Consider the following 12,167-nt stretch of genomic DNA (forward strand, 5'->3'; position numbering starts at 1 on the left):
CATGAACGCACTCGACCGCAAGCTCCTACGCGATTTCGTCCGGCTCTGGGAACAGGCGCTGGCGATCGCGCTGGTCCTGGCCTGCGGCGTGGCCATCCTCCTGGCAACCTTCGGCACCTATGGCGCACTGGACGAGACCCGCCGGGCCTATTACGAGCGCAACCGCTTTGCCGATGTCTTTGCGCATGCGGTGCGTGCGCCGCGGGCTCTGATGCAGGACATCCGGGCCATAGACGGCGTTCGTTCCGCCGAGGCACGCGTGTCCAATTATGTCATACTCGACGTGCCGGGACGGCAGGAAACCGTATCCGCCTATCTTTTGTCATTGCCCCCCGACGGCACTCAGGCGCAGCTCAACATGCCGATCCTGCGCACGGGCCGTTTGCCCCGCCCCGAAAGGACGGACGAGGCCGCCGTCAACGCGCCTTTCGCGGCAGCCAACGGGCTGGAACCCGGCGACAGGTTTCATGCCAATCTGAACGGCCAGAAACGAGAAATCACCGTCACCGGCACATTGCTGTCACCCGAATTCATCTACACCATTGGCCCGGGCGCCCTGATGCCCGACAACGAGACTTTCGCGATCCTCTGGATGCCCGAGCGCACTGTCGCGGCGGCGTTCGACATGGACGGCGCCTTCAACGACGTCACTCTCAAGCTTGGTCCTGGCACGCCGGAGGCCCCTGTGATCGACCGGCTGGACGACCTGCTGGAGCCCTATGGCGGTCTGGGTGCTTACGGGCGCGACCGGCACCTCTCCAACAGCTTCATCGACAGCGAGCTTCAGCAACAGCGCGTCGCCGCGATGATCCTGCCGCCGATTTTCTACGCCATATCGGCCTTTCTCGTTGGTGCCGTCATCAGTCGGATCATCGCGCTGGAACGCAGCGAGATCGGTCTTCTCAAAGCCATTGGCTACTCGAACGTGCGCATCTGCCTGCATTACCTCATGCTGGCAGGGCTCATCGCCCTTGGCGGCACGCTGATCGGCTGGGGCGCGGGCACTTGGCTGGCGCGCGGCCTCGCGCGGCTCTATGCCGGGTTCTTCGACTTCCCCTTCCTGATCTACCACGTCAGTCTGGACGCTTATGCGTTGTCGGGCCTGCTCGCGATTGCAAGCGCGGCGCTCGGCGCCGCCCGCAGCGCCCTGCGCGCGGCACGCCTGCCACCGGCGGTCGCCATGGCGCCGCCCGCCCCGCCGCGCTTCAAACAGGGCCTGCTGGACCACGCCATTGCCGCGCTGCGCCTGTCGCAGCCCACGATGATGATCGCCCGCAGCCTGCTGCGCTGGCCTCTGCGCTCAGGCATCACGCTCTTGGGCATGTCCTGCGCGGTGGCCGTGCTGGTAGCCTCCGGTTTCTTTTCCGCCGCGCTCGACGCGTTGATGGACACCACGTTCGACCGCGCCAACCGGCAGAACGCCATGCTCCTGTTCGACCCGGACGTGCCCGAAACCGCGCTGACCGCCGTGGTCCGGCTTCCCGGAGTGCTGCGCGCGGAGGGGCAGCACTACCAGTCGGTCGTCCTGCGCCACGGACATCTCGAAAAGGAAACCGCAATCGAATCCCGCCGCCCGGGAACCGATCTTGCCCGCATCATCGCCCAGGACGGCGGCGTGATCGAACCCCCGAGCCAGGGCCTCCTGCTGTCGGAGCGTCTGGCCCGGCAGTTGGAGGCCGCGCCCGGAGACGTGCTCGAGGCGGAATTCCTCGGTGGACGCAACGAGACCCACAAGATCCGCATCGCCGGGATCGTCACGCAGTATATCGGCCTCAACGCCTACATGGATCTCGGCGCGCTCAACACGCTTTTGCGGCAAGCGCCCCGTATCACCGCCGCCAACCTGCAACTGGACACGGCCGCACTGCCGGACCTGCACAAGGTACTCAAGGCAACGCCGGAACTCTCCGCGCTGGTCCTGCTCGACAAGGCGAAACGCGGCTTCGAGGCGACGATCCGCGAAAACCTGATGATCATGACCACGATCTACATGACAGTCGCCGTGCTGATCACCGCAGGCGTCAGCTACAACTCGGCCCGCATCCAGCTTTCCGAACGGGCCCGCGAACTCGCCAGCCTGCGCATTCTCGGCTTCAGCCGGGGCGAGGTCGCCTACATCCTGATCGGGGAAACCATGCTGATCGCCACGCTGGCGCAGCCGTTGGGCTGGCTCTTCGGGGCGGCGATTGCCGGTGCGCTGGCAAGGGGCTCCTCGAGCGATCTCTACGAAATCCCGCTGGTGCTGGAGACAGCAGGTTTTGCGCAGGCCAGCCTCGTGGTGCTGGCCGCGGCGCTGGCGGCCGCACTCGTCGTGCGCCGCCGCCTGGATACTCTCGACCTCGTGCAGGTCATGAAAACACGTGAATGAGGACAGCGATGAAACCCAGTACCGCGATCGCAATTTCCGTCGGCACCCTGGCCCTTGGCGCCCTCGCCGTGCTGGCCTTCCGGACGGACCCGGTACCGGTCGACTTGGCGGAGGTGCGGCGCGGCCCGATGCAGGTGACCGTGGATGTCGAAGGAGAAACCCGCATCGCCGAGCTTTACGAAGTTGCCGCGCCGATCCGCGGCAATGCGCGACGCGCGCCGGTGCGCGTGGGCGACCCGGTCATTGCAGGCCAAACCGTGGTTGCCATTCTCGACCCGGCCGCATCCGATCCGCTCGATGCCCGCAGTCGCGTCCAGGCCGAAGCTGCCACGCGCGAGGCAGAGGCCGGTCTGCACATGGCCCAAAGCACGCTGCGCCAGGCCGAGGAAGAGCTGCAGCTCGCCACCAGTGAACACAACCGCACGCGCGAACTGGTGGATCGTGGCGTCGCCTCGCTGGCCCGGCTGGAATCGGCCGAGCAAACCCTCGCCGCGCGTCAGGCCGCCCGGCGCGCAGCCGAGTCGAACCTCGAACGCGCACAAAGCGCGCTCGACCGCGCCCGCGCCGCCCTCATCGACGCAACCGCAGACGCCACCAGCGCCGAGACTTGCTGCATGAGCCTGACGGCACCCGTGGACGGACAGGTGCTGGAAATCGACACGATCAGCGCCCGCCCCGTCGCCGCCGGAACCCGCCTGCTGACTATCGGGCAGCCGCAAGATCTCGAAATCGTGGCCGACGTCTTGTCGACCGACGCCGTCCGGCTGAAGGTCGGCGACCGGGCCGAGGTTCTGCGCTGGGGCGGAGACAAGACGCTCGAGGCCACCATCTCCCGGATCGAGCCCTCCGCCTACACCAAGGTCTCCGCCCTCGGGATCGAGGAACAGCGCGTCGACGTGGTGTTCGATCTCGCAACCCCTGCAGAGGACCGCCAGGCGCTTGGCCACGGCTTTTCCGTCTACCTGCGCGTTGTGGAATGGGAAGGTCAGGATATCCTGCAAGTCCCACTCAGCGCACTCTTCCGGCGCGGCGCGGACTGGGCGGTATTCGTGGCCGTGAATGACGCGGCCAGCCTGCGGATGATCGAAACCGGAAAGATGAACCCGGACCAGGCACAAGTCCTCTCCGGGCTCCAGGCGGGCGACACCGTGATCCTGCACCCCAACGACAGCATCCGCGACGGCGTCTCGATCATCCCGCGGCAGGCCGAATGACACAAAGCGCTCCAACCGCTCGCCGCGAAGGCGTACCGCCAATTGATGCGTGTCAATCACAAGGCCCGACAGGCAGCATAGAATCGGTCAAAACGAAAGGAGTGGCACAGTGGCTGTGAAACTGGCCTGTCTCGCCTGCGGGCAAACCAACCGCGTTCCCGAAGACCGGCTTTCCGCCGGACCGAAATGCGGCACCTGCGGCGCAAGGCTGATCGACAAGGCACCGAAAGACATTTCTTTCGAAGTGCTGCGCAAAGCCGCCCGCGTGGATGAACTGCCGTTGATCGTCGATTTCTGGGCGGCGTGGTGCAGCCCGTGCCGATCCATGGCGCCAGAATTTGCCAGCGCCGCCGCCACGCTTTCCGGGCAGGCCCGTTTCGCCAAGCTGGACACCGAGGCCAACCCGCAAGCGAGCGGCACCTACGGCATACGCGGCATCCCCCTGCTGATCGCCTTTCGCGCCGGTGGCGAGGCTGGACGCCAGGCCGGCGCAATGCCCGCCGGGAAGATAACGGAATGGGTCAAGCGCATCGCCGGGAAAAGCAACGTGGGATGAACTGGATTAGCATGAGTGTGAAACCGCAAAATGAGTGACGACCCCTATAAGGTTCTTGGCGTCGCCAAAAAGGCATCGCAGGACGAGATCAAGAAGGCCTATCGCAAGCTCGCGAAAAAGCTGCACCCGGACCTGCACCCGGGCGATGCCGACAAGAAGGCCGAATTCCAGGCCGTGTCGGCGGCCTACGAGATACTTGGCAACGCCGAGAAACGCAGCCGCTTCGACACCGGGGAGATCGACGCCAAGGGTCACGAGCGCCCCGAGCGCGACTTCTACCACCAATATGCCGGCCAACAGCGCGCTCGCCGCTACGATCCCGGGGCGGGGACGGGTGGCGCCGAGGACTTTTCCGACCTGTTCTCGGATCTTTTCGGCCAAAGGGCGCGTGGCGGCCAAGGCGGCTTTCGGCAGGAATTCCACGCCCGGGGGTCCGATGCGCACTATCACCTCGACGTGGATTTCCTTGACGCCGCCAAGGGCGCGGGGCGCCGCGTCACCATGCCCGACGGCAACCGGATGGAGGTGACCATCCCTGCGGGTATCCGCGACGGCCAAACGTTGCGCCTGCGCGGCAAGGGTGGGCCTGGCTTCGGAGACGGCCCGCCCGGCGACGCGCTGGTGACCGTCACCATCCTGCCCCATCCGCTGTTCACCCGCGCAGGCGACAACGTGGAAATCGAACTGCCGATCACGTTCGACGAGGCCGTGCTGGGCACGAAGGTCGATGTGCCCACGATCTCTGGCACCGTCGCGATGACCGTGCCCAAAGGCACGTCGTCCGGTGACAGGCTACGGCTTAAAGGACGCGGCCTGCCGATCACAAAGGGCGGCAAGGGCGACCAGATCGTGCGCCTCAGGATCGTGCTGCCCGACAAGATCGACGCACGGATGGAAGATCTCGCGAAGGAGTGGCGCAAACACGTCAAGACCGACCCGCGCCAGAAACTACGTAGGACGACGACATGAGCTACGACGAACGCACCGTTGTCACGCGTGTCGAGCGGCTGACGCTCCGGGACCTGCGCCTCTGGGTGCGCAAGGGCTGGGTCAAACCGATGGAAGGCATGGCAGGCCCACTCTTCGACGAGGTCGATGTCGCCCGCATCTGCCTTCTGCGTGATCTCAAGACCGACATGTCCATATCGGCCGACGCCCTGCCGCTGGTTTTGTCGCTGATCGACCGGCTGAACCAGACCCGCCGCGAGCTTCAATGCCTCCAGCGCGCCCTCGAAGGACAGCCGGACACCGTGCAGCAGCAGATCATTGCCCGCTACGCCGCACTTCACGAAGACCCGGAGTAGCGCCACGACCGAACGGACAGGATACGAGCCAGGAAGAAAGGACGATCGCATGGACAGGGATCTTGACCAGAGCCGCCGGCTCCTCGCCATGACCTACCGGCGCTACATCGAGGCCGACCTCGGCTGGGTCCGGGCACGCCGCGCCGCACGCGCATGGTTCCCCGAGGAAAGCCAGCCCTATCGCTGGACGATGGGCAGCCCGCAATCGCGCTTGCGCCAGATCTACGAACGGCGCCAACGCGCACTGGTGCAGCTCGCGGCCGCCCGGCAGAAATTCCTGCGCGCCAAGGAACGCATGGAAAAGCGCCGGCGGGTGATCCTGCTGCTGTCAGGGCCGCTCGACGGCCATGGCGTATGAAATGCCCGGCCAGCCCGGACCGCTTCAATCAAAGGAGTCATGATGAAACACGTAATGATCCCCATGGGGTTGCTCCTTGCGGGCTGCATGCCGGGACCCGAACCGGAAGTGTCCCGCGAGGACGGACAGGCGATTTTCGCCCGGAACTGCGCTGTCTGCCACGGAGTGGACGGCACCGGCACCGGGCCGATGGCCGCGCGTCTGTCAACGCGCCCGGCCGACCTCACGAAAATCGCCAGCCGCCGGGGCGGCGTGTGGCCAGTGCTTGAGGTGATGTCGATCATCGACGGCTATACCAAGCGAACAGAACCGCGCGAGGACATGCCGGTCATCGCGGAACTGACCGAGGGACCGATGGTGGATTTCGACAGCGGCAACGGCCTCGTCAAACCCACGCCCGCCCGGCTCCTCGCCGTGGCCGAATATCTCGAACGCATACAGTCACCGCCGCCGTCCCGCTACGTGCCTTAAACTGCAAATTCGCACATTCGGCTCTGTTCACTGTTCCTGGTCGGTCGTCTGTGCGCAATGGCCAGGCAAAGTCTTCGTCAACATGGCATTGCCTTGCGCCCCAACACTTTCCGCAATCGAGTTATCCGACCTTCCGGAACACCGAAATACTGCGCGATCTCCGACGAACTCAAGCCGAGATCCGCAAAGACTTCCACCGAAGCCTTGGGGTCAGGTCCCAGCGGGTCAGGGGTATGCGCGGCATTGCTTTGCTGCAGGCTTCCTGGATCACAGAAGACGGTCGACGGGATACTCTCGGGGGCCAGCACAAACTCATCACGATGCGAGTGTTCGATTTGGTGATCTGCCGGCATGATTTGTTCTCCCTCCGTTGCAGCATTGCGGCAAGATGCTCGGACGCGGACGGTATTACATTGACGGACGTCAATAGTGGGGAATGGCTGTCCTGGCCAAGCAAGACTCCGCCAATGTTCCCCCGCCTTGTCATGTCACGCACCAGCCATTGATCTTCGACAATGACCGTATGCCCGGCCCGTGTTTTCGTGGCGCCATCGACGCGCCCTGTTGGCGCGCCGACCTTTAGATGGAGTTTTGAAATGAAACACTTTGCCCCCGTGCTCGTCGCAAGCGTTTTTCTGTCCTCAACCGCCTTCGCACAAATGATGGAAGTCGATACGGACGAAGACGGCATGGCAAGCTACGAAGAACTTACCGCAGTCTACACCGACGTGACCGAGGAACAGTTCACGGCCATGGACACCAATGCGGATGGCAGCCTGGACGAGGATGAAATGACCGTGGCTATGGATGCCGGAACGCTTGCAAAACCTGAATGAGCCCTGCGCTCAAACGACGGCCCGTTCGGACTTCATGCCGCACGGACCGTCTTCGCCGTAGAAACCAGAATGCCGCGAAGCCGTACGGAGCGCCGAATTCGAATCTCCGGCGTCTGACCCTCTACCTGCCCTTGATAAAAAAACTTTACGCCGATGCATCCGCTGCTGCACCCGCATTGGCGTAGTGGCTCATGCACTCATTCTCGCGTCCCCGCACCACGCGCTTGCCGTCCAGCGGCCCTCGTTTCTGGGTGACAATTGTGCACTGCGCTTCCGGCGCGTCCTTTTGGTGATAGAATGCTACGACCCAGTCCTTCGTCATACCAAGATCATGTGCCCGGGCGGTGTTGGAATATAGCAGCGTCAGGTGCCAGTCGCCTCGCCTCAGGTGCAGGATCGGCAGCCAGGCCTTGCCCTCTGGATTGAAACGGCGCGGAGCGATCTTGCGCAAACTGCCCGCAGCCGCCTGTTTTCGAAACAGCGCATCGGCGTCCAGCAGCAGCGATACCGACGGCGCATTGTCCTGCGCCTGCGTTCCGCGCCGCGCCAGGCGGATCGGGTCCAAACGGTCCGCCAGCGCCGCAAGGATGGCCCGGCGCCGCCGCCGGCCAAGCCCGGGCACGGACATTTTCGGATCGTGCAACAAGGCTTCCAGTTCTTCCAGCGTCTGCGCATCCAGATGCGTTGCAAACCTTTCGGCAAGGACCGGCCCGATGCCGGGAACAGTCTGAAACACCCGCTCCGGCGTGGTCTCTCCCCGCAGCCTTTCAAGCTGGGCCCACCGGCCCGTCGTCAGGATCTCCACGATCGCGGCCGCAATGCCATCCCCAATCGTCGGCAGGGCAACGAGCGCCTTGATGCCGCCGGAATTGTAGATTCCTCGCAACGCCAGGTTCATGTCCTCGATCCGGTCTGCCGCCGCATGATAGGCGCGCACGCGAAACCCGTCGTCGCCCTGTTTTTGCAATAGGTCCGCATAGCTCCGCAATCGTGCGGCGATCTGCGCGTTCTCGCGCAGGTGCGCGCGGGCGGGGGTACGGGTGCGCTCTGAATTTGCCATGTCAGCGGCTCTGAAACGGTGTGCTGGAACCAGCATGACCTCATGGAACAAACGCGCATTGCCCGCGGTCAATGCGCCCCCGCCCTACACATCGCATCGATGGATAGAACATTTCCGGAGGTTCCCGATGCCATCCAACACCGCAGAAAACCTCATGTTGTCCCAGGCACTGCGCCTTCTGGCGCAGGTCGATGATCTCAGACGACTGAGCTTCGACATCGGCACGGCTGCCCAATGGGAACCGCCGCTCGACCTGATCGAGACGCGCACAGAGATCGTGGCCTATGTCGCACTGCCCGGGGTCGAGGCGGCCGATGTCACCGTCACCGCCCAGGACGACATGCTGATCCTGTGCGGCGAACGGCAACGGCCGCCGGAATGGCGCGAGGCTGGGCTGCTTCGCGTCGAACTGCCCTGGGGTCCGTTTCAGCGCCGGGTGCGCATCCCCGCCGGGTGCCAGCTGGTCAAGCGGCAGTCATTCCACGGATATCTCGTGATCCACCTCAAGAAACCCGCGTCGGAGGCCCAGGGATGACAAAGCAGAACACCATGCGGGCGCCCGAGCAGCCGCAAGACCTCGTACCCATTCCCGACGACGGGTTGATCCTCCTGCCGGTTCGCAACTTCGTGGGTTTCCCCGGCACCGTGTTTCCCCTTGCCGTCGGTCGACCCCGCTCCGTCATGGCTGTCGAACAGGCGGTCCGCGGCGAGCGCCCGATCGGCGTCATCCTGCAACGCGATCCCTCGCAGGACGAACCGGATGCCGAAGACCTGCACAAGATCGGGTGCACGGCCACCATTCTGCGCTACGTCTCGTCCCCCGACAGCGGCAACCACCTCATATGCCGGGGCACCGGGAGGTTCCGCGTGACCGAGTTGCTGAAAAACACGCCCTTCCCGATCGCACGTGTCACACAGTTGACCGATGCCCCCGACAAGCGGCCAGAAACCGAGGCCCGCTTTCTTTACCTACGCGAACTGGCGGTCGAACTCCTGGAAACCCTACCCGATGCGCCGGTCGGCCTTGCCGAATCCGTCGGTCAGATGACAGAGCCAGGCCTGCTTGCCGATCTCGCCACCGCCTATTCCGATTTTCCATTGCAGGATCGCCAGGAACTGCTGGAAACGCTGGATATCGGCGCCCGCATCGCCAAGGTGACAACCCTGCTGGCGCGCCGGCTCGAGGTGCTGCGCATCACCCGCGAAATCGGCGAACAGACCCGAGAGGCCTTCGATGAAAGGCACCGAAAGGCCGTGCTGCGCGAACAGCTGGAAACGATCCAACGCGAACTCGGCGAAGGCGCGGACAGCACCGCCGAGGAAGTGGCCGAGCTGACCAGGGCCATATCAGAGGCCGGAATGCCCGAAGAAACCAGGAAATACGTCCTGAAGGAACTGGGGCGTTACGCGCGCATGTCCGACAGCTCCGGTGAGGCGGGAATGTTGCGTACCTGGCTGGACTGGATGGTCGACCTACCCTGGCAACTCCCCGAGGAGGCCCCGATCGACCTCGCCGAAGCGCGCCGCGTGCTCGACGCCGATCACTATGGCCTGGACAAGATAAAGACCCGGATCATCGAGCATCTGGCTGTCCGTCAGCTTGCCCCCACCGGCAAGGCGCCGATCCTGTGTTTCGTTGGGCCACCCGGTGTTGGCAAGACCTCCCTCGGCCAGTCGATCGCCCGCGCCATGCAACGCAAGTTCGCACGGCTCAGCTTGGGCGGCGTGCATGACGAAGCGGAGATCCGCGGCCACCGCCGCACCTATATCGGCGCCATGCCCGGCACAGTGATCCAGTCCATTCGCCGCGCCGGCACCCGCAACTGCGTGCTCATGCTCGACGAGATCGACAAGTTGGGGCGCGGGATCGGCGGCGATCCGTCCTCGGCCCTGCTCGAGGTCCTCGATCCTGCGCAGAACACCGCCTTCCGCGATAACTACCTTGGCGTTGATTTCGATCTCGGCCACGTGGTGTTCCTGACCACGGCGAACGTGCTCGACACCATTCCGTTTCCGCTGCTCGACCGGATGGAGATCATCACCCTGCCCGGCTACGTCGAGGACGAAAAGCTGGAGATCGCCAAGCGCCACTTGGTGAAATCCCAGATGCAAGCGACGGGCCTCAAGCCGGAGCAGGTCAGTATCGACGACGACGCCCTGCATGCCATCATCCGCAACTACACCAGGGAGGCAGGCGTCCGAAGCCTCGAACGCAAGATCGGCGCGGTCCTGCGGCACGCAGCCGTGGATATCGTAGAGGGAAAGACGAAAACCTTCCAGGTCAAGGCAACCGACTTGTCCGAAATCCTCGGCCCGCCGCGCTACGAGAACGAGGTCGCCATGCGCACCAGCCTGCCCGGCGTGGCCACAGGCCTCGCCTGGACGGCGGTCGGAGGTGATATCCTCTTCATCGAGGCCAGTCGCACCCCCGGCAAGGGGAGCCTCACCCTGACCGGCCAACTGGGTGACGTCATGCGCGAAAGCGCGCAGGCCGCCCTGACCCTGGTCAAGGCGCGCGCCAAGGCGCTGTCCATCGACCCCAAGACATTTGAAAGCACCGACATCCACATTCACGTGCCCGCAGGCGCCACGCCCAAGGACGGGCCCAGCGCCGGCACTGCGATCTTCGCAGCCCTCGCCTCGCTTCTGCTGGATCGCAAGCTGCGCAGCGATACCGCCATGACCGGCGAAATATCCCTGCGCGGACTCGTGCTGCCGGTCGGCGGAATTCGCGAAAAGGTCGTCGCGGCGGCCACCGCGGGCCTCAAGCGCGTTATGTTGCCCGCACGCAACCGGCACGATTTCGAAGACATCCCCGAAGCCGCCCGCTCAAGGCTTGAATTCATCTGGCTGGAAACGGTCGATGATGTTCTCGAACACGCGCTTGAGAAGCGCCCCGCCAAGCGCTCCAGAAAACGTGCTTGATAGCCATCAATGCATCACGGTCCGACATTGGCATCCTGTGGCTGTCCGTGGCGCGAAACCGCGCCTTTTGCCAATGGAGGAAAACATGAAACGGATACACTGGCAGGACACAGTGACGCTCCTGACGGGCCTCGTGCTCGTCGCGGCCCTCTTTGTCCTGAAAATCACGCCACCCGAGGGCATGAACTTTCGCCCCGTAACGCTGAATTTCGTGGTCGTAGGCATCGCCGTCGTCGCGATAGCGACGGCAGCCCTCTATGACCACCAGGCATGGGAAGAATGGCTCACGCTGGTGCTCGGTCTCTGGATGGTGGTTTCACCCTGGGTCTTGGGCTTCAAAGAGATACTCGTTCTGACCTGGCTGGCGATACTGTGCGGTGCGGTCATCGCCGTGATGGCCCTTGCAGCACTGCTCCAGCCGCGGATGAAAGACATCTTCTGAACAAGTAACCTGCAAAAAAGAAACCGGGACGAACGCTTTCGCCCCGGTTCGCATCCCGCTCCAAAGCGGCCGGCGGTCCGCCGCGGGACCGTCAGGCCCGGCTTCCACATCCAAGGTCACCCCAGGTGCGCTAACCCTTGCCCGACGATCCAGGATCGACAGGTCTCATGGCTTTCCCGGTATAATGTCTCGCTGTCCGCGCCTTGCAACGTTTTCCAACGAGCCCTCTCCGGTTCCGCTCCTCCCGTCGATGAAAACAGCATGCCCGGCTCTCGTCACTTCGCCATTGATCGCGATCAATGGCGTCGGTGCCGGCCAGTCGGCACGCGGAAAAAGGCCCTCTAAGACTTAATGTCCCGGACGGATTATCTCCGCCCGGGCTTGGACATATCGAAATCACTTCAAGTATTCAAAGGGCCGCCGGGATCTGACTTAGGTTCCAAAGTCGCCTCTGGCGCTATCGCCATCATCCGGCAGCCCCCCGATCAACAGGTCTCAATGCTTCGCCATTGCACCATCTTTCGGTTCGCGTCTCGCGACGTCGTGCCAAGATTTTGCTCCGGTTCCACTCCTCCCGTCGATAAATTCAAACTACGCGATTCCCCTCTGGCGGCCATTGATGCCCGTCAATGA

The 12,167-nt window shown here is 63.9% G+C and carries 13 protein-coding genes; 11 read left to right on the forward strand and 2 right to left on the reverse strand.

The features are described 5' to 3' along the window. The first annotated feature begins 1 nt into the window (after position 1). The 7 genes from C2I35_RS16000 (at position 2) to C2I35_RS16030 (ending at position 6,271) form a co-directional block, all read left to right on the forward strand. Positions 2 to 2,368, forward strand: a complete 2,367-nt coding sequence (locus C2I35_RS16000; RefSeq protein ID WP_103764052.1) for an ABC transporter permease — start codon at positions 2 to 4, stop codon at positions 2,366 to 2,368. Between the two features lie 8 nt (positions 2,369 to 2,376). Then, positions 2,377 to 3,582 (forward strand): efflux RND transporter periplasmic adaptor subunit, encoded by a 1,206-nt coding sequence (locus C2I35_RS16005; protein ID WP_245890515.1) that lies wholly within the window; start codon positions 2,377 to 2,379, stop codon positions 3,580 to 3,582. A 115-nt stretch (positions 3,583 to 3,697) separates the two neighbouring features. Beyond that, entirely contained in the window at positions 3,698 to 4,138 is a 441-nt protein-coding gene (trxC, locus tag C2I35_RS16010) for a thioredoxin TrxC (protein ID WP_103764054.1), read from the forward strand. Between the two features lie 30 nt (positions 4,139 to 4,168). Continuing rightward, a complete protein-coding gene (locus tag C2I35_RS16015) occupies positions 4,169 to 5,107 on the forward strand; it encodes a DnaJ C-terminal domain-containing protein (RefSeq protein ID WP_103764055.1) in 939 nt (312 codons plus the stop codon). After that, positions 5,104 to 5,442: a chaperone modulator CbpM gene (locus C2I35_RS16020; RefSeq protein ID WP_103764056.1), complete on the forward strand. Its 339-nt coding sequence runs from the start codon at positions 5,104 to 5,106 to the stop codon at positions 5,440 to 5,442. Before C2I35_RS16015 ends, C2I35_RS16020 begins: the two co-directional genes overlap by 4 nt. 49 nt (positions 5,443 to 5,491) lie before the next feature. Continuing rightward, complete coding sequence (locus C2I35_RS16025) at positions 5,492 to 5,800, forward strand: hypothetical protein (protein ID WP_103764057.1); 309 nt, start codon at positions 5,492 to 5,494, stop codon at positions 5,798 to 5,800. A 42-nt stretch (positions 5,801 to 5,842) separates the two neighbouring features. Continuing rightward, positions 5,843 to 6,271, forward strand: coding sequence for a c-type cytochrome (locus C2I35_RS16030; RefSeq protein WP_103764103.1), 429 nt, complete (start codon positions 5,843 to 5,845; stop codon positions 6,269 to 6,271). A gap of 77 nt (positions 6,272 to 6,348) precedes the next feature. Here C2I35_RS16030 and C2I35_RS21930 read toward each other — a convergent pair whose 3' ends face one another. Next, entirely contained in the window at positions 6,349 to 6,624 is a 276-nt protein-coding gene (locus tag C2I35_RS21930; protein ID WP_146050048.1) for a hypothetical protein, read from the reverse strand. 243 nt (positions 6,625 to 6,867) lie between these two features. Here C2I35_RS21930 and C2I35_RS16035 point away from each other — a divergent pair, with 243 nt between their 5' ends. Then, positions 6,868 to 7,107, forward strand: a complete 240-nt coding sequence (locus C2I35_RS16035) for a CREC-EF hand family protein (RefSeq protein ID WP_103764058.1) — start codon at positions 6,868 to 6,870, stop codon at positions 7,105 to 7,107. Between the two features lie 145 nt (positions 7,108 to 7,252). On the opposite strand, the gene C2I35_RS16040 is transcribed toward C2I35_RS16035, so the two are convergent. Then, the gene (locus tag C2I35_RS16040) at positions 7,253 to 8,167 is read right to left on the reverse strand and encodes a nucleotidyltransferase family protein (RefSeq protein WP_170067235.1); all 915 of its coding nucleotides are present in this window, start codon (positions 8,165 to 8,167) and stop codon (positions 7,253 to 7,255) included. Positions 8,168 to 8,294: 127 nt separating this feature from the next. Between C2I35_RS16040 and C2I35_RS16045 the strand changes: the two genes are divergently transcribed. The 3 genes from C2I35_RS16045 (at position 8,295) to C2I35_RS16055 (ending at position 11,534) form a co-directional block, all read left to right on the forward strand. Then, positions 8,295 to 8,702 (forward strand): Hsp20/alpha crystallin family protein, encoded by a 408-nt coding sequence (locus tag C2I35_RS16045; RefSeq protein WP_170067236.1) that lies wholly within the window; start codon positions 8,295 to 8,297, stop codon positions 8,700 to 8,702. After that, entirely contained in the window at positions 8,699 to 11,092 is a 2,394-nt protein-coding gene (gene lon, locus C2I35_RS16050) for an endopeptidase La (protein ID WP_103764060.1), read from the forward strand. The genes C2I35_RS16045 and lon overlap by 4 nt, the downstream gene beginning before the upstream one ends. Positions 11,093 to 11,177: 85 nt before the next feature. After that, a complete protein-coding gene (locus C2I35_RS16055) occupies positions 11,178 to 11,534 on the forward strand; it encodes an SPW repeat protein (protein ID WP_170067237.1) in 357 nt (118 codons plus the stop codon). Positions 11,535 to 12,167 lie beyond the last annotated feature (633 nt).

The sequence above is a fragment of the Roseovarius confluentis genome (assembly GCF_002917925.1).
GTDB classification, from domain to species: Bacteria; Pseudomonadota; Alphaproteobacteria; order Rhodobacterales; family Rhodobacteraceae; genus Roseovarius; species Roseovarius confluentis.